We start from the raw sequence: 20,119 nt of genomic DNA on the forward strand, positions 1-20,119 counted from the left end.
GTGTTACACCTCGCATTTTTGTATAGGCGAAACGATGGATGCAACATACTCCTCAATTTGATTTAATCCGTCTCGGCGTGTATCCTTATTTAAAAGAACTTGTTCAAGCTGGCCAATTTTATTAACAATTGCACTTCCAATTACAATGCCGTCGCTGTGTTCTTTTAATACCTCTACTTGTTCGCTTGTTGAAATCCCAAAACCGACGGCAACCGGTATAGAAGCTGCTGCTTTCACATCTTCTAAAAAGGTGCCAATATCAGCTGGCAGCGTAGAGCGAACCCCAGTAACGCCTAAAGACGACACGCAGTATAAGAAGCCCGTTGCATCTGCAGCAATTTTTTGAATACGCTCTTTAGATGTAGGAGCAACCATTGAAATGTACGCAACTTCATTTTCAGCGGCAAGCTCCCGGATACGGCCACTCTCTTCGTACGGTAAATCCGGAATTAGCACTCCATCTATTTCATTTTCTCGCATTAACGCGAAAAAGGATTCTAAACCTAATTGTAACACAGGATTAAAATAGGTAAAGAGAATTACCGGTATTTTCACACCTTTTTTTCTCATCACCGATACAAGCTTAATAGCTTTTGAAATAGACATACCGCCAGATAAAGCTCTTTTGGACGCCTCTTGAATAATCGGACCATCTGCTAAAGGATCGGAATACGGTACGCCCAGCTCTAAAATAGAAGCACCTTGCTTTTGCAAAGACAAAGCAATTTCCACCGTTGCATCTTCATGAGGATCTCCTGCTGTAATAAATGGAATAAATAATGTTTCATGTTTAGGTAGTCTCGCTTCAAACGTATTCATGTTCTTCTTCCTTCCCTTCTAGCAAGTTTACTAATGTATGAACGTCCTTATCTCCTCGACCTGATAAGCAAATTAAAATGGTTTCTTCTTTCGTCATGCTTTTAGCCAGTTCAAATGCTTTTGCCAGCGCATGGGCGGATTCGATAGCCGGGATGATTCCCTCCGTTTTCGCCAGCAGCTGAAGAGCTTCGATTGATTCATCATCCGTTACACTTTCATATTCTACTCGTCCAATAGATGAAAGGTGAGAATGCTCTGGACCGATACCCGGATAATCCAAACCTGCTGAAATAGAATAAGGCTCTGTAATTTGACCATTTTCATCTTGAAGTAAATACGTGAGCGTTCCGTGGATAACACCTTTTGTGCCTTTAGCCATTTTAGCAGCATGAAGAGCTGTATTTAGTCCTTTCCCCCCTGCTTCTACTCCAATCAAGCGTACATGTTCTTCTTTAATAAAATCATAAAACATACCGATTGCATTACTACCGCCTCCGACGCATGCCACGACAGCATTTGGAAGTTTTCCTTCTACCGCTGTAAACTGTTCTTTTGCTTCTTCTCCAATAATTTTTTGGAAATCTCGAACCATTTTAGGATAAGGATGCGGTCCAATTGCCGAACCAATTAAGTAAAAATGATCTTCACAGTGTTGAACCCAGTAGCGGATTGCTTCATTTGTTGCATCTTTTAGCGTTTTTGTTCCAGAAGTTGCAGGAATGACTTCCGCTCCTAGAAGCTTCATGCGAAAGACGTTCAACGCCTGACGTTCAATATCTTCTTCTCCCATGAATACTTTACATTCCATTCCGAACTTTGCAGCTACTGTAGCTGTGGCTACCCCGTGCTGACCCGCTCCTGTTTCAGCAATAATTTTTGTTTTGCCCATCCGTTTAGCAAGTAAAATCTGTCCAATGGCATTGTTGATTTTGTGAGCACCCGTATGATTTAAGTCTTCACGTTTTAAATAAATTTTTGCCCCGCCGAGTGTTTCGGTAATATTATCAGCATATGTTAAAGCCGTTGGTCGCCCTGAGTAATTGACGAGTAAGGATAGATACTCATCTTTAAATGCCGGATCTTTCATTGCTTGATTCAAAGCTGCTTCTACTTCTTCAAGTGGTTTCATTAATGTTTCAGGTACGTATTTTCCGCCAAATTCACCAAAGCGGCCAAATTCATCAGGATGATTGTATGTCATAGTATGGATCTTCCTTTCAATCTCTATAATTTTTGTATAGTCCTTCGTTCCATTTGTTTCAATACCGCCAGAAATATCAATCGCCCCAGGCTTGTAGGGTAACAAGTTCTCAATGTTAAAAGCATTGATTCCTCCAGCAATAAAGCATTTTTTACCTAACTTTCGTGCAGCTGATTCATACTGAGGAACGAAGCTCCAATCAAAAGCGACGCCCGTTCCTCCGAATTGTTCTTTAACCTTGCTGTCAATTACATAACCGTCAGCTTCTTCATATACATGCATTTGCTGCAGCGTATCTTTATTGTGCGGGAGTGCTTTCCATACTTCATATCCACGCTGCTTTAACTCACGTACTTCAGCAGCTGTTTCTTGCCCGTGGCACTGAATCACATCTAAATTTGTCACGGAGGCAATTTCAAGTATTTGATCCACCGGTGTATTAACAAATACCCCTACTAGCGCGACTTGTTTTTTTATTTCATCCGTTACAAACTCATTTACTCGTTCAGGCTTTACATATCGTTTACTTTTAGGGTAGAAAATAAAGCCAATGTGAGTAGCAGCCGACTTTTCGATTAAAGCTATATCTTGTTTTGATCGAATACCGCAGTACTTAATAAGCATATTCACTTTCCCCAAACAGCTTTTTAATCGCTTTGGTTTGATTATCCTGTCTCATAAGCGATTCTCCTACTAAAATAGCTTTTGCTCCGGCTTCTTTTACGTAGGAAACATCATCGTATAAGTAAATGCCGCTTTCACTTACTAAAAGCTGATCTTTCGGCACATGCTTAGCGATTTCTTTTGTCTGCTGCACGCTGGTTTCAAACGTATGAAGATTTCGATTATTAATCCCGATAATCTTCGGTGTAAATACAGCTAACAGCTGTTCAAGCGTTTCTAAAGAATGCACTTCTACTAAACAATCTAACTCTTTTTCAGCAGCTTGAAGATAAAGCTCTTGCAATTTTAATGGTTCAAGTGCTTCTCCGATGAGTAAAATCGCATCGGCACCGATTCTTGCACTTTCTTCCACTTGAATGGAATCAATGATGAAATCCTTGCGAAGCACAGGAATAGAGACATGCTGTTTAATATCACTTAAAAACGTTCGGTGTCCTTGAAAATAGTGCTGATCCGTTAACACAGACAAAGCATCTGCTTTTCCTTCCTCGTAGGCTTTAGCAATTTCCACAGGCTGAAAATTCTCTTTTATTAATCCTTTGGAAGGAGAGGCTTTTTTTACTTCTGCAATAAGAGCCAGCTCTCGATTCGGATTTGATAAAGCTTCTAAAAATGATCGTTTTGTAACATTTTGCTGTTCGGGTAACTGTAGGTTTTGAATTTCTTCTTTTTTTGTTTCAATAATTTTATTGAGCATGTTCAACCACCTTTTTCGATTTCAATCGTTGTAATTGCGTGTATGCAGCACCTGATTCAATTGTTTCTAAAGCTACAGCTACTCCTTCTTCAAAAGTAGAAACGTTTCCGCTAACGTAAATAGCTGCAGCAGAGTTCAACACGACTGCATTTTTAGCAGTTACATTACTTTTATTTAAAAATAGCGATTCAATGAGCTCTGCACTCGATTTCGCGTCTTCTACCACCAAATCTTCAAGCTTCCCTCTCTGTAAGTGTACATCCTCTGGTGCAAGCGTATATTCTGTAATAACATTGCCTTGTACTTCTACAATATCCGTTACATCCGTGGCACTAATTTCATCTAAACCATCTCTGCCGGCAACAAGCAGGACGTGATTAGCTCCCAGTACAACAAGCGCTTCTGCTAATTTTCGTGCAAGCTCAATAGAATAAACGCCAATTACTTGCTTTGTGCAGTTAGTAGGGTTTGCTAACGGACCTAATGCATTAAAAACGGTTCTAAACCCTAATTCCTTTCGAGTAGCAGCAACGTGCTTCATAGCAGGGTGATAAAGCGGCGCAAATAAAAAGGACATGTTGAGGTCAGCCACCGCATTTTTCACTTCTTTTTCATTTCCTTGAATCCATATATCCAAATGTTCTAACACGTCTGCACTTCCGCTTTTAGAAGATACCGCGCGATTCCCATGTTTCGCAACCTTTACTCCAGCAGCAGATGCCACAATCGCACTAGCCGTTGAAATATTAAACGTAGAGGCGCCGTCTCCTCCCGTACCGCACGTATCTACTACGTTTAATTCGTCTAGAGAAATAGCATTCATATTGTTTTTCATACCCCGGACAAAACCAACAATTTCATCGACGGTTTCTCCTCGGTACGTTAAAATGGTTAGCACGCTAGCAATTTGAGCTGCCGGGACTTTACCGTTCATAATATCATTCATAATTTTTTCTGCTTCTTCCGCTGAAAGTGACTCCCCGCGCAAACACTTTTTCAACAATTCTTTAAACATATACATCCTCCTTTTTATCGTAGATGTCTTGAGCTAATTGAATTGTTTTAATTAAAGCGCTAGCTTTATTGCGGGTTTCTTTCCACTCAAGCTCCGGTTTTGAGTCAGCAACCACTCCTGCTCCGGCCTGTATATAAGCGGTTTGGTCTTTCAAAAGAATGGTACGAATTGCAATGCACGAATCAATGTTTCCATCAAATCCGAGATATGCTACGGTTCCTGCATATACATTTCGCGCAACTGGTTCAATTTCATTTAAGATTTGCATCGCCCGCACTTTTGGAGCGCCAGATACAGTACCCGCTGGAAATGCAGAAAGCAGCGCATCAATAGGATGTACTTTTTCATCTAGGCGTCCTGTCACTTTAGAAATCAAGTGCATGACGTGCGAAAAATTAACCTGCTGCATTAATACCGGCGTTTGGACACTTCCATACTGTGCAACTCGGCCGATGTCATTTCTTGCTAAGTCCACGAGCATATAGTGTTCTGCCCGCTCTTTTTCATCGCTAATTAAGTCTTCATACAAGCGCGCATCTTCTTCTGCATCTCTGCCGCGTCTTCTCGTTCCTGCAATTGGATGAATTTCTAAATGACCGTTTTCAATTTGAATCAACCGCTCAGGGGAACTTCCAATCAATTCCACTCCCTTTACTTTCACGTAAAATAAATAAGGAGATGGATTAACTAATCGCAATACTCTGTAAATATCAAATCCAGCTACGGTCGTATCAATTTGAAATCTCTGCGACAATACGGCTTGAAAAACATCTCCGCTTTTAATGTATTCCTTAATTTTTTCCACATCTTGCACAAATTTATCTTTTTGGTATGACGATGTCACGCCTTCAAAGCTAACTTCGCGCTGCTCGCTTTCAAACATCATTGGCTTTTCTTTCACCGTCTGCGCTATTCTTTCAACATATCGATTGATCTCTGCTAGAGCTTCATCATGTTTTTCTTTTTTCTGCTGTTCTTTATCTTTCTCATCAAGCTGAATGTAGTGAATCACCATAAGCTCTTTTGTTTGGTGATTATAAGCGAGCATCGTTTGACAATAGATAAAGTGAAAAGTAGGCATGTTCAAATCGTTTTGGGCATGTACGTTTACTTTTTCAATTTGCGATACTGCGTCGTAGCTGATAAATCCTACTGCTCCTCCTTTAAAAGGAAGTGCAAGATCTGGTACTTTCACTTTCAGCTCTTGCTGAATTTTACAAAATACCTCTTTAAAGCTGTCTCCTTGCAGCACAGGTTGAAGCTGCTTGTTTTTTGCTAGATAGGTTCCGTTCTCTTCTTCTACATACAAAAATGGATTCAAGCCAATAAAAGAATAATTAGACCATGGTGATGATTCATCATTGCTTTCAAGTAAATATACAGCTTCATCTTTTACTTGCTGAAAAAGATCAACAGGTGTCATGCTATCGATAAATATTTTTTTTATGATTGGAATGGTTAAATACTTTGTAGAGTCTTCTAAAAAAGAAGTATACGTGTTCGTCATATCTTTCAATCCTCCATTTCATGGAGAATGAGAATAGATGAGGTTATATAAAAGAGGATATAATAAATAAACCCAAAGACACATCAAAAATGGGCCTTTGGGTATACGAATGGTAAAATTCACTCAACTAAACTCTGCTCAACTGTCTCATTCTCGTCTACCCTAATCTCAACTAAACTGTCTATTGTTTTCTCATAACTAAAATCTCTAAACTAACTTGTTACCAATTGTAGTACGTTTCAAATTCATTTGTCAACTACTATCTACTTGGCTTTTGAAGAAACTACGCTTGAAGCTCTTCATTCAGCAGCTTAAGAATCACTTCATCTTCTACTTGTTGAACAAAAGGTTTTCCTATGCCTTCAAGCAGTACCATATGAACATTGCTTGATTTGGACTTCTTGTCTGCTTTCATTCTCACGAGCAGCTTTTCAGCTGAAAGGTGGTTTGGAACAGACGTCTCATAGCCAAATTTTTCAAACCATTTCGCAATTTCAGCTACAGGGAACTCGCTTTTCCCAAGCGTATTGCTGACTTTCATAGCAAACAGCATCCCAATGGCTACGCCTTCTCCGTGACTGATTTGTCCATAGCCGCACTCTGCTTCGATCGCATGACCTAACGTATGTCCAAAGTTCAGGTGAGCGCGAACGCCAGCTTCTGTCTCATCTTCTTTTACAACAGATGCTTTGACTAAAATACCGCTTTGAATAGCATAAATTAATTTTTCACCTTGTAAATCAGTCAGCGATTGTATATTTTGCTGAAGCCATTCATAAAATGCTTCATCGTGAATAAAAGCATGTTTAATCACTTCTGCAAAACCGGAACGCCACTCTCTTTCAGGAAGCGTTTTAAGAAGATCAATGTCATAAACAACCGCTTCAGGCTGATAAAAAGCGCCAATCATATTTTTTCCAAGCTCATGATTAATGGCTACTTTACCGCCTACAGCACTATCGTGAGCAAGAAGCGTCGTTGGCACTTGAATAAACGAAACCCCTCTCATGTATGTAGCGGCTACAAATCCAGCTAAATCGCCAACTACCCCTCCGCCGAAAGCAATAACGAGCGCATTGCGGTCAAGCTGCTGCTCGAGTGCAAAAGTCTGACAATCGTAGTAATGTTGAAATGACTTTGCGTGTTCACCGCTTGGTACTACGTATTTAGCCACTTTAAACTGCGTCTCAATCGCTTTTACAACCGCTTCTCCATAATATGAATCTACAGCTGAATCAGTGATGATTAACACTGACGACAGATTAGGTTTTACACTCTCAATAATAGAAGGCAGCTTTTCAATTAATCCATTTCCTAAATAAAGAGGATATGTTTTGGATAAAGTTTGAATATCAATTTGCAACATTAAAACTCCCTCGCATGTACACGCATTTTCTCAATATTTTCAGCAATTAAATCAATTCGGTCTTGTCCAAACTGTTCGATTAGCGCATCAGCCAATTCCCAAGCTACAACGGCTTCTGCTACAACGCTTGCTGCCGGCACAGCACAGCTGTCTGAACGTTCGATGCTTGCCTCGAAGGCTTCTTTTGTTTCAATATCAACACTTTTTAACGGCTTGTAAAGCGTTGGAATAGGTTTCATTACACCGCGTACTACAATTGGCATACCTGTTGTCATGCCACCTTCAAAGCCGCCTAAGTTGTTTGTTTTACGGGTATATCCATTCTCTTCATCCCATAGAATTTCGTCATGAACTTCGCTTCCTGGTCTGCGAGCCGCTTCAAATCCAATCCCAAACTCAACGCCTTTAAATGCATTAATGCTCATAACAGCTGCAGCAATCTTCGCATCTAATTTACGATCGTAATGGACATAGCTGCCCACTCCTGCTGGCACGCCTTCAATAATAACTTCTACTACGCCTCCGATCGAATCGCCGTTTTTCTTAGCATCATCGATTGCTTGCATCATGTCTTTCTCAACAGCTGAGTCAAAACATCTTACTGGAGAAGCTTCAGTGACTTCTTGAAGTTCCTCTAAGCTTTTGTATTGAGGAGGATTTGCCTGTACGCCGCCAATTTCTAATACATGTCCAGCTACAGAAATCCCGAACTGAGCAAGGATTTGACGAGCCACAGCACCTGCTGCTACCCTTACAGTTGTTTCACGAGCTGAAGAACGTTCTAATACATTTCTCATATCGCGATGACCATATTTAATAGCGCCGTTTAAATCGGCATGCCCTGGTCTTGGTCTTGAGATTTTACGCTTTACTTCTTCTGATTCTTCTTCAGAAATTGGCTCGATGCCCATAATTTTTGTCCAGTGTTTCCAGTCGTTATTTTCTACCGCTAACGTAATAGGAGATCCTAGCGTATAGCCGTGGCGAACACCGCTTAAAATTTCCGCTTGATCTTTTTCAATTTGCATACGTCTTCCGCGACCATGACCTTTTTGTCTTCGCGCTAAATCTGTATTGATGTCTTCGGCTGTTAAAGGAAGTCCTGCGGGAACACCCTCTAAAATAGTAGTCAACTGTGGACCATGTGATTCTCCTGCTGTTAAATATCGCATAATCGTACCTCCGCTTAATATGTATTATTCGTCAGAATTTTTCCATTTTTAAATATGACTATACCATACTATAACATAAGAATATATAAAAAGTTTCACCTCAGCTTGTAAGAAATCGCTTCAGGTTATCTCAATTAAATGGTCTTTACTTTTCTGTAAAAAAACGTATCAGCCGTTTCAAACCCATACTTTTGCGGAGTGAAAATCTGCTCTGTGCTCCCTACAAATAAGATGCCTCCAGGTGCTAAAGCTCTGCTAAACTTTTCATATAAAGCATGCTTTGCTTCATCGGTAAAATAAATAAGCACGTTTCGACAAACAATCAAGTCAACGTTTTTAGGAAAAGAGTCTGACAGTAAGTTATGTTTTTGAAAAATAACTGTTTTTTTGATTTTTTCATCTAATAAGTACCCGGTTCCTCTTTGTTGAAAGTACTTATTTTTCATCGAAACAGGCATTTCCTGAAGTGAACGTTCATCATAAAAGCCTATTTTTGCTTTTTCTATCACTTTTTCATCCAGATCGGTCGCCAATATAGAAATACGCGAAAGCGGAAAAAATGTTGATAAAACCATCGCTAGTGTATACGGCTCTTCCCCTGTTGAACAGGCAGCGCTCCACACTTTCAGATCTGTTTTTCCTTTTACAAGAGTCGGTAAAATTTTTTGCTCCAATATATCCCACCGCTGATAGTTGCGATAAAACTCTGACACGTTAATCGTCATCCGATCTAAAAACTCCTCAAGCAGTTCGTTGTTACTGTTCATTGCTCGATAATATTCAAAAAAACTAGAAAAACCTTTTTTTTCATACAGCGAGGTGAGGCGGCGGTGCATTTGAGACTGCTTATATAGTGATAAATCAATGCCTGTTTTTGTTTTTATTTTCTCCACAAACGCGTCGTATTCATCTATCATTTTTGACTCTCCTTTCTCATTCCTATACGTTTATGTTAGACGTATAAAGAAATAAAACCTTTATATACGCTTATCTTCTTATTAATATATCGGAATACATTATGAAAATGTTTATGCGGGGAAATCTTTGCACTTAATAGCCTAGAAGCCTATTTATACACACAATAAAAAAGACGAATGAAAATTCATTCGTCTTTTTGCGCTATCTAAATTAGTAAATCCAAGCGTCTGCGTCTTTTTTATAGAAAGTCAGCTCTTCACTTTCAAAGAATAAGCTGATTTCACGCTCCGCACTTTCTGGTGAATCTGAGCCGTGAATAATATTCTTATCCACAATCAGTCCATAATCACCTCGAATAGTCCCAGGAAGCGCTTCTTGAGGGTTAGTTTTCCCCACCATTTGACGTGATACTGAAATCACGTTTTCACCTTCCCATACCATAGCAAAAACTGGACCTGATGTGATAAATTTCACTAACTCACCGAAGAAAGGTTTCTCTTTATGTTCACCATAGTGTGTTTCAGCTAATTCCTGCGAAATATGCATAAGCTTAGCTCCAACTAATTGAAAACCTTTTTTCTCAAAGCGAGAAATAACCTCACCAATAATGCTTCTTTGTACCCCGTCTGGTTTGACCATTAAAAACGTTTTTTGTATCATTTTACTCTCCACCCCTGAAGTTCATGATATGTAAACAAGTTTTGAAAGCGCAATCACACCTCATGAAGATATTAACATTGTTTCGAGCAGTTTACAACTTATGAAAGTAAATAAATCAAAATTTCCGTTTTCCAATGTACTTCGCAATTTGATGCAGCGTTTTTTTCGCCTTGTTTGGCGGCAGTTCTTCTAAAATGCTCATCGCTTTTTGCAGATAACGATCGCTCATCTCAAATGAACGTTCAATGGCGTTAGAAGATTTAATATCAGAAATAATTTCATCGATCAGCTCTTGCTCATATTCCCTCTCGAAAAGCTGTTCTACTTTATCTCGAAACTCAGCATTTTCAATGGCATACAAAACTGGCAGCGTAATATTTCCTTGCAGTAAGTCGCTGCCAACTGGTTTCCCAAGCTGTTCTTCTGATGAGATAAAATCTAAAATGTCATCCGTAATTTGAAATGACATTCCCACGTAATATCCAAACCAAAATAAACGTTTATGTATATCTTCAGGAGCTCCCGCTGCAATTGCGCCTAACTGACAGCTTGCAGCAATTAGCAGTGCCGTTTTACGTTTAATTCTACGCAGATACACGCGTAAGTTTTGGTTTAGGTTGTATTTGTCCTTAATCTGTTCAATTTCACCGAGCGTTAATTCCACCATCGTATTAGATAAAATTTTATGTGCTTCCACATCTTTAACCTCACTCATAACTTCAAGTGCACGAGCAAAGATGTAATCCCCTGTATACATAGCAATACGATTGTCCCATTTTGCCTTAATTGTTGGTTTTCCCCGTCGCTTATCAGCGTCATCAATAACATCATCATGAACAAGAGACGCCATATGAATCAGCTCAAGCGCTACTGCCACATGTTTGATTTGGTCGATATTGTAATGCCCAAATTTAGCTGCCAACAAAACAAATACAGGGCGAATTCGTTTCCCCCCTGCTTGTAAAAGGTGAAGAGAAGCATCTGTGATAAGTGTTTCATCGGTATGAACAGTTTGTTCAAGTTCTTTCTCAATAAGGGTAATATCCGTATTCAAAAAAGCGTACATCATTTTTAGTTTCATTGGACTCACCTTGCATTATATATTCATTCTTTACTCCTTATCCTACAGGCTGTTGCACCTGTAGGACAAGCTTTTTCTCTTTTATCGTTTGTACCCTAGATGCATCGCCGCTACTCCACCTGTGTAAGATTTCACTTCAACATCTGTCAAACCGGCTTCACGGAACATATCAGCCAATTGCTTTTGACCTGGAAAGTCCCTAGCTGACTCTTGAAGCCATGAATATTCATCATAGCTTTTAGCGACCATCTTTCCAAGCGCAGGCATAATATACTTAAAATAAAGCAAGTACATTTGTCGGTAACCAATCATCGTTGGCTGAGACGTTTCAAGGCAAACCACTTTTCCGCCAGGTTTCACGACGCGCTGCATTTCCTTTAAAACTTGAAGGTAATCGGGCACGTTGCGCAGTCCGAATCCAATCGTTACATAGTCAAATGAATTATCTTCAAAAGGAAGCTCCATTGCATTGCCATGTAGTAAAGTAATATTTGAAAAAGGTGAGTTTTTTACTTTCTCTTCACCAATCTTTAGCATATTTTGACTAAAATCCAGGCCAACTGCCTCTCCTGTTTCTCCAACTGCTTCAGCCATAGCTAGCGTCCAATCCGCAGTTCCGCAACAAACATCTAAAGCTTTTGTTCCTTTTTGAACATTCATTCGCTTCATCGTATCTTTGCGCCATGCCTTATGACGCTGAAAACTAATAACAGAATTCATTTGATCATAATTTTTGTATATTTTTTCAAATACGCCATGGACACGCTGTTCTTTTGATTGCTGCATATCTCTATCCTTCTCCTACGACATTTTTCAACACTTCTAAGCTAGATGTAAGTTCATCTAAGTGCTCTCTTAAAAACTCATTCATCGCAAATTCACTTCGTAAGTACCCTCTAACAATATCTACAGACTGTTGAGTATACGAATAAAGGTATTCTTTTATTTGTTCTTGATTCATGCCAATTTGTTTGCAATAGTTTAGCAAGAGAGTAGGCTCTTTATGCTGTAATGACTTTAATTGCTTTAATATCCCATTCAAATACGCTGCATGTTTTAAAAGTTCTTTCCACTCTTCACGTTCAAAATAGTCACATAAGCATCTTACAAACGATGATTCTGCTGCTAAAAAACTATTCATAACGTCGTGTGGATTAGTAGAGCGATTGTTATAAATGTGTATCTTAGCGATATTAATTTCTTTAATAGCAGATGCTATAACTTTCATTAAATTCAGCTGGCTGCTTTGAGCTAAATAGTAATAGTACAGGCCGCTGTAATAATCTCCGGCCAAAACTACCAGCTGCCTCTCATGCAGCTTCCCTTCATTTCCGCTAACATTTTGAGTGGAGACTAGATCGTGGGTATCAAGTGCGGTTTGAACGAGCATCACAGATAGCACAGAGCTGTTCTTTTTTTCTTCTTCCATTGAAAGAGTATCTAAGAACGAACACATGTACAGTAATCTATTTTCATCAATACGCGGATGATGAATATATTTTTTTACATATGGATGACTTAATTCAACATGAAGCTGTTCTTTCATGTTGGCCACAATATCATAGATGGTTTTTACGCTCATCATCCTTGTCTCCCTTTCCATCACTATTTGTTTAAAGTTCTTTTAACTCCAAATCGATAGTGTCAATTATAACATAATTACATTATAAAATATCCTTTAAATTCTTTTGAAGCTTTTTCACGGTTTAAATCCTTTAGCTGCTCATCCGCTTGAACACCGTTCATCTACATACCATCTTGATTTCTTAGACAGTAATTTAAGATATTGCTTTTAGTTTCACCATGTTTTTCCTGTTCTTATTCATTTATTTTAAATATAAATAAAAGCAGGAAAATCCCTGCTTATTTTTTCGTATCGGATTCAATTTCTCCGTGAACAGTCTGAACGACGGCTTTGCCACGAATTTTAATTGCGGATGTATGCTCAGTAAACTGCGCAATCATCACTTCGCCTTTATCTAGTTTTTCTGAATGATGAAATCGCGTATCTGCTCCTCGCGTTAAGCCAATTACGTTAACTCCATCTTCGACCGCTTTAATGACAATATACTCTGGCGTTCCTTTTTGTGTCATATTCTCTTCTCCTTCATCATCCACATTATGATTTGATCAATGATAAAACTTCAGCTCTAGAACTTGCATCGTGTTCTAACACTCCACGCACAGCAGAAGTAATTGTCATAGCCCCAGGCTTTTTAATGCCTCGCATGGTCATACACATGTGCTCTGCTTCCACTACTACCATTACCCCGTGCGGCTCTAATGTTTCTACAATAGAATCCGCCACTGTAGATGTAATTCTCTCCTGAAGCTGAGGACGTTTCGCAACAGCTTCTACCGCTCTTGCCAGCTTACTTAAACCGGTCACTCGTCCGCCTTTTGGAATATACGCAACATGAGCTTTTCCGTAAAAAGGCACTAAGTGGTGTTCACACATAGAGTAAAAAGGAATATCTTTTACAAGCACTAGCTCTTCATGATCTTCTCCAAAAACTGTTTTAAAATGCTCTTTTGGATCTTCATTCAACCCGGAAAAGACTTCCTCATACATTTTAGCTACTCGCTTTGGTGTATCTAATAATCCTTCACGGTTTGGATCTTCGCCAATTGCTTCTAAAATTAGTCTCACAGCTTGTTCGATCTGTGGTTTATTTACAGATGACATGTTGTTGCCCTCCAATTCGTTGCATTACGACTTTATGAAAAAAATTCTAGCATATGTATATACCAAAGGCAAAAAAGAAAGGTCGCAAATGTGCGACCTTTCAAAGCTCTTCATCAACGGCTATGAATAAAGCCATTTTATGTAGATATTATTTTACAGCATCTTTAAGAGCTTTACCTGGTTTGAATGCAGGAACTTTGCTAGCAGGAATTTCGATTTCTTCGCCAGTTTGTGGATTGCGTCCTTTACGAGCAGCACGTTCACGTACTTCGAAGTTACCAAAACCGATAAGTTGAACTTTGTCCTCAGCTTTTAAAGCTTCTAAAATTGTATCGAAAACAGCATCAACTGCTTTTGTAGCATCCTTTTTTGAAAGCTCACTTGCTTCTGCAACAGCATTAATTAATTCTGTCTTGTTCATGCCATTCACCTCCTCCCAAAATCGGATCATATAATAACTAAAAACCTTGTTAGAAAAGGAATCTAGTAATTCGTTATATCTCATTCTTTAACAAAACAAATGGATATTATACATAACCTATGTATCGACAAGCCTAATCATAAACGATTGAACTAAATAATTCAATGTTTTTCATTCATCTGCCGTATGTATGTAGTGAAAACAGTATGATCGATCGATTTCTGTTAAAAGATTAACATATTGAACAAGGCATAGCAAGCAGAAAATAACGCAGGAATAGGATAACCACGCGTTCTATCACAATATATGTAAAGTTTTGTATGATCTATCCAAAAAGAAGAGGCTCCTTTATGAGGAGCCTAACCTTATATTCTTATAAAATAATCGCGATTAAACCTCCAGATCCTTCGTTAATAATCCGTTCTAGCGTTTCTTTTAACTTATATCGCGCATTTTCAGGCATCAGCGACAGCTTTCCTTGAATCCCTTCTCTTACGATTGAACTTAGAGAGCGGCCAAATATATCTGAATTCCAAATTGAAAGCGGATCATCTTCAAAGTCTTGCATCAAATAACGAACTAATTCTTCGCTTTGCTTCTCCGTTCCGATAATCGGCGCAAATTCTGATTCTACATCCACTTTAATCATGTGTATAGAAGGTGCCACTGCTTTTAAACGAACTCCAAAACGCGATCCTTGGCGAATAATTTCAGGTTCATCAAGGCTCATATCTGAAAGCGAAGGTGCAGCTACACCATAACCCGTTTGCTTAACCATGCGAAGTGCATCAGAGACTTGATCATACTCGGTTTTTGCATGCACAAAGTCTTGCATTAACTGCAGCAAATGATCTCTTCCGCGAATTTCTACTCCCACGATTTCTTTCAAAATCTGATCATATAAGTCATCTGGAGCGTATAAGTCAATTTCGGCAATCCCCTGCCCCATCTCAATTCCGGCTAATCGAGCCTGATCGATAAACTCAAACTGGCTAAATTGCTCTACTACCCGTTCAACGTCTCTCAGTCTCTTAATATCTTTTACCGTTTCTTTAACGGCTTCTTGATAGCTTTCACGCAGCCAATGTTTATCTTTTAAAATCATTACCCAGCTTGGTAGATTAACGTTGACTTCTAATACAGGGAACTCGTATAGTGCTTCTCTTAATACGTTCATCACATCAGTATCGCGCATGCTTTCCACACTCATCGCTAATACTGGGATATCATATTTTTCATTAAGCTTTGCACGAAGCTTTTCTGTATCGGGATGATATGGCTGTACGGTATTAATAACCATGATAAATGGTTTGCCTACTTCTTTTAGCTCATTAATGACGCGCTCTTCTGCTTCCACGTAATCTTGACGAGGTATATCTCCAATTGAGCCATCTGTTGTAATGACGACACCAATCGTTGAGTGTTCTTGAATGACCTTTCTCGTTCCAATTTCAGCCGCTTCGTGAAATGGAATTGGTTCTTCATACCAAGGTGTATTGATCATTCGAGGTCCATTTTCATCTTCGTACCCTTTAGCGCCTGGCACTGTATATCCTACACAATCTACTAACCGTATGTTAACTTCTAGCCCGTCATCTACCAAAACATTGACTGCTTGATTCGGTACGAATTTTGGCTCAGTTGTCATAATCGTTTTTCCAGCTGCACTTTGTGGTAGTTCATCTTGTGTGCGAGCTCTTTCTGCCTCGTTCTCGATGTGAGGCAGGACCACCAGCTCCATAAACTTTTTAATAAATGTAGATTTTCCTGTTCGAACTGCTCCCACCACACCTAAATATATATCGCCTCCTGTACGTTCAGCGATATCTTTAAATACATCCACCTTTTCCAAAAGATCCCCTCCGATCTATGAGTTCATGGAATATGACATCCATTGCGAGAGTAAATTAGGACACTATATAGTTATGACGTTGTCCTATTAAAATATGACTTTTGATAGAAAAATTTATGATTTTTTTCATGCACATGCTGACTTAGTCATTCTGATTTTCATTATTGGTGTACAAGAAAGAGAAAACCCCTTCTCTCTGAATATTATTCAAGGAGAAGGGGTTCATGACTTATTTTTTAAAAAATATTGGTTCATTCTTATCGTTAACTGTATAAGGAAGAGAGTAAGCAGGTACAAAATCACTGTTTTCCACAAGGAGCTTTCGGATATCTTCACCCGGTTTGTAGGAGCTTTTATGCTTTTGAATGGCATCATACAAATCAGGACGATAATCTACAAATACATCTCCCTGCCCATTAACAATTAAAGAAAGACTATTCCCTGTATACGGGCTAGTAACGACAGGGGGTTCTTTCATATTCAATTTCTTATAGTTAATAGAGAATACGCCGGGAGCGATGACGTCTTTAAACGGTACGTACCCTTTATGGTTTTGACGGTATATATTCAAATGTACATTAACATCTTGAATCGTATCCGCCATCCGTAAGTCTAATAATTTAACCGTGGGCTTTGTTTCTGCATCCACAAGCACGTACGCAAATATCCCTCCGCTTTCATACGAATTCCCAGGTGCGTCTTGCATGTATCTAGGAACAATTTTTGTAAAGTCAATCGGATATTTTTGATAAATCGGCGTGTCCATATCTTTCGTTTTTATCGGCAATAAGCCTCCGCTTTCTTCTTTAAATTGATCAACGGCCGTTTGTACGGAAGCAACTTGATCTTTATAAGGAACTTGATTTTGAGACATTCTTTCCGTCGGGTACAAACAACCGGATAATACAAAAATGGTTAACCCAACAATAGACGTTAGCATGAATTTTTTCATTTTCCTCACCCTACCATATGTACATTAAGCATCTGTCGGACCGCTGAATACAACAATTACCATAATAAGACCTGCTACAATCATGAGCGAATAGGCAATGAAAGCGAGTACAATTTTACCAACGCGGTTCGTGATTTTATAACGACTAAAGTAAATAGAAAATACCGCAATAAACATAAATACAATGGAACCCAATGAAATCCACATCTTTAACAAACCTGGCGACAAATTGCATCCACTCCTTTTTTCACCGTTATTATAACATAAGGACTTATAGTTAAGACGGATATTAATAGAACATTCTAAATTTAATATTTATTTACCTTCCATTGATTTACGCTCTATAGTAATTACTTTCCTATTAAATTGACAAATTCCTGCTTTTTCACATAAAAAAATCGAAGCGAAGGGGGCTCTTCGCTTCGACCGTAACTAAATATTCCCATACTAACAGTTCTACTCATCTTTATTTACACGTTATTTTATGCAAGTAAATGATTTTGGGTATCACCAATTGCCTATTTTTTCATATTTCTTTGCACTTAATTTAATTTTTCTCCTAAAACATTCGCTAAATCTTCCATTTCATGTGTTTTAGTACGAGACATAAGCGCGTCTACTGCATCTTTTGCCTTCACATCATTAAACAGTACATTATATAAAGCATCAGCAATCGGCATTTTCACGTCGTATTTTTGAGATAGCTGGTAAGCTGCTTTCGTCGTGCGTACACCTTCTACAACCATTCCCATATTTTCTAATACTTCGTCTAAATTTTTGCCTTTTCCAAGAAGATTACCAGCGCGCCAATTTCGAGAATGAACGCTTGTACACGTTACAATCAAGTCTCCAATCCCGGTTAAACCTGAGAACGTCAGAGGATTGGCGCCAAGCACCGTACCTAAACGAGCGATTTCAGCTAAGCCACGAGTCATAAGAGCGGCCTTCGCATTGTCACCATATCCAAGTCCATCCGTAATACCAGCAGCAAGAGCAATAATATTTTTTAACGCTCCCCCAATTTCCACACCAATCACATCAGGATTTGTATAAACACGGAAGTACTGTTGATTATTAAATAAATCCTGTACTTTTTCTGCTGCTTGTATATTTGTTGAAGCTGACGTCACGGTTGTCGGCTGCCTTCTACTTACTTCTTCAGCATGACTCGGGCCTGATAAGACAACGATGTCTTTTGTATCAATTTCTTGTTGAATCATTTGAGATATACGTAAAAGAGAATCCGGTTCAATTCCTTTACTTACGTGAACAATTGTAAACAGTTCATCGGTAAGGGATTTTAGCTGTTGCAACACTTCACGAATGGCCTTCGTTGGAACAGCTAAAATAAGGGTTTCAACACCCTCTATTGCCTTTTCTAATGACGTAAAACCTTTAATCTGATGAGGAAGCTCTACACCAGGCAGATATTTTTCATTCTGATGCGTCTCGTTGATTTGATCAATGACTTGTTGTCTATGTCCCCAAATGCGAACATCGTGTCCATTTTCCGCCAATACGAAAGCTAATGCAGTTCCCCAACTCCCTGCTCCTAGTACAGCTATTCTTTCCACGCCGATCACATCCTCTGTTATTTTCTTGGTCTTGCAATAATTTTAATTGGAGTTCCTTCGAATCCAAAAGCTTCACGAAGCTTATTTTCTAAGAAACGTTTATATGAAAAATGCATTAGCTCAGGATCATTTACAAACACAACAAAAGTTGGCGGCTTGATTGCTACTTGAGTTGTGTAATAGATTTTTAAGCGGTTGCCGTTGTGAGTAGGCGTAGGGTTCATTGCTACTGCATCCATAATTACATCGTTTAAGATGCTTGTTTCTACACGTACCGCATGGCTTTCGCTTGCAAGATCAATCATTGGCAATAGCGTATGCGTACGTTTTTTCGTTTTAGCTGAAAGGAATACAATTGGAGCATATGTTAAGAACTGAAAATGCTCGCGTATATTTTCTTCAAATTTTTTCATTGTTTTTTCATCTTTTTCTACTGTATCCCATTTGTTCACAACAATGACGACAGCTTTTCCAGCTTCTTGTGCATAGCCAGCAATTTTCTTATCTTGTTCAATAATACCCTCTTCAGCATTTAATACAATTAAGACAACGTCTGAGCGTTCAATTGCCTTTAATGCGCGAAGTACGCTGTATTTTTCAGTACTCTCGTACACTTTTCCACGCTTTCTCATTCCAGCTGTATCAATAACAACATATTCTTGATCTTCTTTTGTAAACTTCGTATCAATAGCATCGCGTGTCGTACCGGCGAGATCACTGACAATAACACGATCTTCACCTAGAAGAGCATTAACTAATGAAGATTTCCCTACGTTAGGACGACCAATCAATGAAAATTTAATGACGTCTTCTCCGTAGTCTTCGTCTTTTTCTTTTGGAAAATGCTTAGCTGCCTCGTCTAACAGGTCACCTAAACCTAAACCATGCGTTCCTGAGATTGGGAACGGTTCTCCATATCCTAGTGCGTAGAAATCATAGATTAATTCTCTCATTTCAGGATTATCTACTTTATTAACGGCTAGGACGACGGGCTTTTTGGATTTGTATAAAATTTTCGCCACTTCTTCATCAGCTGCAGTAATTCCATCGCGTCCATTCACTAGAAAAATGATTACGTCCGCTTCATCAATTGCAATTTCTGCCTGCTGTTTGATTTGTTCTAAAAATGGCTCATCTCCAATATCAATACCGCCAGTATCAATAATGTTAAAGTCCAAATTCAGCCACTCACCTGAACTATAGATACGATCACGAGTTACACCCGGAATATCTTCTACAATAGATACTCGCTCTCCTACAATTCGGTTGAAAATTGTTGATTTTCCTACGTTGGGACGACCAACAATCGCAATAATTGGTTTTGGCATACGATTCTTCCCTTTCCTTGATCTTTTTTATGTATCGGCAACCAGTCTTTAATCGACTAAAGGTATTTATCTACATGTACAAATAAATAAGATCATTCGTTTTTCAAAAATTGAGGCCATGCAGCGTGGCATGACCTCTACTAATCGATCATAAGCGATAAAGCAGGATTTTTATCAGCTCTTTCT

20 protein-coding genes and 1 pseudogene are annotated in these 20,119 nt (G+C 38.9%); all 21 read right to left on the reverse strand.

The window, feature by feature from the left end; translation table 11 throughout:
• Window positions 1–3: 3 nt before the first annotated feature.
• The 21 genes and pseudogenes from trpA to der all read right to left on the reverse strand — a co-directional run bounded on the left by trpA (window position 4) and on the right by der (window position 19,933).
• On the reverse strand, window positions 4–819 hold the full coding sequence (gene trpA / locus CEQ83_RS20910) for a tryptophan synthase subunit alpha (protein ID WP_013084883.1): 816 nt from the start codon (window positions 817–819) through the stop codon (window positions 4–6).
• On the reverse strand, window positions 806–2,020 hold the full coding sequence (trpB, locus tag CEQ83_RS20915) for a tryptophan synthase subunit beta (RefSeq protein ID WP_028411500.1): 1,215 nt from the start codon (window positions 2,018–2,020) through the stop codon (window positions 806–808). Before trpB ends, trpA begins: the two co-directional genes overlap by 14 nt.
• A 30-nt stretch (window positions 2,021–2,050) precedes the next feature.
• Window positions 2,051–2,644: pseudogene (locus CEQ83_RS27690) on the reverse strand (phosphoribosylanthranilate isomerase); the annotation flags it as partial.
• A complete protein-coding gene (gene trpC, locus CEQ83_RS20920) occupies window positions 2,634–3,401 on the reverse strand; it encodes an indole-3-glycerol phosphate synthase TrpC (RefSeq protein ID WP_028411501.1) in 768 nt (255 codons plus the stop codon). The pseudogene CEQ83_RS27690 and the gene trpC, both read right to left, overlap by 11 nt.
• Window positions 3,391–4,416 (reverse strand): anthranilate phosphoribosyltransferase, encoded by a 1,026-nt coding sequence (gene trpD, locus CEQ83_RS20925; RefSeq protein ID WP_155017495.1) that lies wholly within the window; start codon window positions 4,414–4,416, stop codon window positions 3,391–3,393. Before trpD ends, trpC begins: the two co-directional genes overlap by 11 nt.
• Window positions 4,409–5,923 (reverse strand): anthranilate synthase component I, encoded by a 1,515-nt coding sequence (gene trpE / locus CEQ83_RS20930; protein WP_155017496.1) that lies wholly within the window; start codon window positions 5,921–5,923, stop codon window positions 4,409–4,411. The genes trpD and trpE overlap by 8 nt, the downstream gene beginning before the upstream one ends.
• 283 nt (window positions 5,924–6,206) lie before the next feature.
• Window positions 6,207–7,289: a 3-dehydroquinate synthase gene (gene aroB, locus CEQ83_RS20935; protein WP_155017497.1), complete on the reverse strand. Its 1,083-nt coding sequence runs from the start codon at window positions 7,287–7,289 to the stop codon at window positions 6,207–6,209.
• Window positions 7,289–8,461 (reverse strand): chorismate synthase, encoded by a 1,173-nt coding sequence (gene aroC / locus CEQ83_RS20940; RefSeq protein WP_028411505.1) that lies wholly within the window; start codon window positions 8,459–8,461, stop codon window positions 7,289–7,291. Before aroC ends, aroB begins: the two co-directional genes overlap by 1 nt.
• A gap of 134 nt (window positions 8,462–8,595) precedes the next feature.
• On the reverse strand, window positions 8,596–9,378 hold the full coding sequence (locus tag CEQ83_RS20945) for a CheR family methyltransferase (RefSeq protein WP_028411506.1): 783 nt from the start codon (window positions 9,376–9,378) through the stop codon (window positions 8,596–8,598).
• A gap of 211 nt (window positions 9,379–9,589) precedes the next feature.
• Entirely contained in the window at window positions 9,590–10,039 is a 450-nt protein-coding gene (gene ndk, locus CEQ83_RS20950) for a nucleoside-diphosphate kinase (protein ID WP_013059010.1), read from the reverse strand.
• Between the two features lie 115 nt (window positions 10,040–10,154).
• Window positions 10,155–11,120, reverse strand: a complete 966-nt coding sequence (hepT, locus tag CEQ83_RS20955) for a heptaprenyl diphosphate synthase component II (RefSeq protein WP_028411507.1) — start codon at window positions 11,118–11,120, stop codon at window positions 10,155–10,157.
• A gap of 81 nt (window positions 11,121–11,201) precedes the next feature.
• The gene (locus tag CEQ83_RS20960) at window positions 11,202–11,906 is read right to left on the reverse strand and encodes a demethylmenaquinone methyltransferase (protein ID WP_013059012.1); all 705 of its coding nucleotides are present in this window, start codon (window positions 11,904–11,906) and stop codon (window positions 11,202–11,204) included.
• Between the two features lie 4 nt (window positions 11,907–11,910).
• A complete protein-coding gene (locus CEQ83_RS20965; RefSeq protein ID WP_226313308.1) occupies window positions 11,911–12,702 on the reverse strand; it encodes a heptaprenyl diphosphate synthase component 1 in 792 nt (263 codons plus the stop codon).
• A 281-nt stretch (window positions 12,703–12,983) separates the two neighbouring features.
• Window positions 12,984–13,214 carry a trp RNA-binding attenuation protein MtrB gene (gene mtrB, locus CEQ83_RS20970; RefSeq protein ID WP_028411509.1) on the reverse strand — a complete coding sequence of 77 codons (231 nt, stop codon included), beginning with the start codon at window positions 13,212–13,214 and terminating at the stop codon, window positions 12,984–12,986.
• A 25-nt stretch (window positions 13,215–13,239) separates the two neighbouring features.
• A complete protein-coding gene (gene folE, locus CEQ83_RS20975) occupies window positions 13,240–13,806 on the reverse strand; it encodes a GTP cyclohydrolase I FolE (RefSeq protein WP_013059015.1) in 567 nt (188 codons plus the stop codon).
• 148 nt (window positions 13,807–13,954) lie between these two features.
• On the reverse strand, window positions 13,955–14,227 hold the full coding sequence (locus tag CEQ83_RS20980) for an HU family DNA-binding protein (protein WP_013059016.1): 273 nt from the start codon (window positions 14,225–14,227) through the stop codon (window positions 13,955–13,957).
• Window positions 14,228–14,600: 373 nt separating this feature from the next.
• A complete protein-coding gene (gene spoIVA / locus CEQ83_RS20985; protein ID WP_155017498.1) occupies window positions 14,601–16,079 on the reverse strand; it encodes a stage IV sporulation protein A in 1,479 nt (492 codons plus the stop codon).
• Window positions 16,080–16,308: 229 nt separating this feature from the next.
• The gene (locus CEQ83_RS20990) at window positions 16,309–17,031 is read right to left on the reverse strand and encodes a hypothetical protein (protein WP_028411510.1); all 723 of its coding nucleotides are present in this window, start codon (window positions 17,029–17,031) and stop codon (window positions 16,309–16,311) included.
• Between the two features lie 24 nt (window positions 17,032–17,055).
• Window positions 17,056–17,259 carry a DUF2768 domain-containing protein gene (locus tag CEQ83_RS20995; RefSeq protein WP_028411511.1) on the reverse strand — a complete coding sequence of 68 codons (204 nt, stop codon included), beginning with the start codon at window positions 17,257–17,259 and terminating at the stop codon, window positions 17,056–17,058.
• A gap of 314 nt (window positions 17,260–17,573) precedes the next feature.
• The gene (locus CEQ83_RS21000) at window positions 17,574–18,605 is read right to left on the reverse strand and encodes an NAD(P)H-dependent glycerol-3-phosphate dehydrogenase (RefSeq protein ID WP_013059021.1); all 1,032 of its coding nucleotides are present in this window, start codon (window positions 18,603–18,605) and stop codon (window positions 17,574–17,576) included.
• Window positions 18,606–18,622: 17 nt separating this feature from the next.
• Complete coding sequence (gene der, locus CEQ83_RS21005; RefSeq protein ID WP_028411512.1) at window positions 18,623–19,933, reverse strand: ribosome biogenesis GTPase Der; 1,311 nt, start codon at window positions 19,931–19,933, stop codon at window positions 18,623–18,625.
• Between the last annotated feature and the right edge of the window lie 186 nt (window positions 19,934–20,119).

It is taken from the genome of Priestia megaterium, assembly GCF_009497655.1.
Taxonomy (GTDB): domain Bacteria; phylum Bacillota; class Bacilli; order Bacillales; family Bacillaceae_H; genus Priestia; species Priestia zanthoxyli.

What these genes read in the sequence shown, in the direction of transcription:
- trpA (WP_013084883.1), bottom strand. Translation starts at nt 819, where the DNA reads ATGAATACGTTTGAAGCGAGACTACCTAAACATGAAACATTATTTATT.
- trpB (WP_028411500.1), bottom strand. Translation starts at nt 2,020, where the DNA reads ATGACATACAATCATCCTGATGAATTTGGCCGCTTTGGTGAATTTGGC.
- trpC (WP_028411501.1), bottom strand. Translation starts at nt 3,401, where the DNA reads ATGCTCAATAAAATTATTGAAACAAAAAAAGAAGAAATTCAAAACCTA.
- trpD (WP_155017495.1), bottom strand. Translation starts at nt 4,416, where the DNA reads ATGTTTAAAGAATTGTTGAAAAAGTGTTTGCGCGGGGAGTCACTTTCA.
- trpE (WP_155017496.1), bottom strand. Translation starts at nt 5,923, where the DNA reads ATGACGAACACGTATACTTCTTTTTTAGAAGACTCTACAAAGTATTTA.
- aroB (WP_155017497.1), bottom strand. Translation starts at nt 7,289, where the DNA reads ATGTTGCAAATTGATATTCAAACTTTATCCAAAACATATCCTCTTTAT.
- aroC (WP_028411505.1), bottom strand. Translation starts at nt 8,461, where the DNA reads ATGCGATATTTAACAGCAGGAGAATCACATGGTCCACAGTTGACTACT.
- CEQ83_RS20945 (WP_028411506.1), bottom strand. Translation starts at nt 9,378, where the DNA reads ATGATAGATGAATACGACGCGTTTGTGGAGAAAATAAAAACAAAAACA.
- ndk (WP_013059010.1), bottom strand. Translation starts at nt 10,039, where the DNA reads ATGATACAAAAAACGTTTTTAATGGTCAAACCAGACGGGGTACAAAGA.
- hepT (WP_028411507.1), bottom strand. Translation starts at nt 11,120, where the DNA reads ATGAAACTAAAAATGATGTACGCTTTTTTGAATACGGATATTACCCTT.
- CEQ83_RS20960 (WP_013059012.1), bottom strand. Translation starts at nt 11,906, where the DNA reads ATGCAGCAATCAAAAGAACAGCGTGTCCATGGCGTATTTGAAAAAATA.
- CEQ83_RS20965 (WP_226313308.1), bottom strand. Translation starts at nt 12,702, where the DNA reads ATGAGCGTAAAAACCATCTATGATATTGTGGCCAACATGAAAGAACAG.
- mtrB (WP_028411509.1), bottom strand. Translation starts at nt 13,214, where the DNA reads ATGACACAAAAAGGAACGCCAGAGTATATTGTCATTAAAGCGGTCGAA.
- folE (WP_013059015.1), bottom strand. Translation starts at nt 13,806, where the DNA reads ATGTCATCTGTAAATAAACCACAGATCGAACAAGCTGTGAGACTAATT.
- CEQ83_RS20980 (WP_013059016.1), bottom strand. Translation starts at nt 14,227, where the DNA reads ATGAACAAGACAGAATTAATTAATGCTGTTGCAGAAGCAAGTGAGCTT.
- CEQ83_RS20990 (WP_028411510.1), bottom strand. Translation starts at nt 17,031, where the DNA reads ATGAAAAAATTCATGCTAACGTCTATTGTTGGGTTAACCATTTTTGTA.
- der (WP_028411512.1), bottom strand. Translation starts at nt 19,933, where the DNA reads ATGCCAAAACCAATTATTGCGATTGTTGGTCGTCCCAACGTAGGAAAA.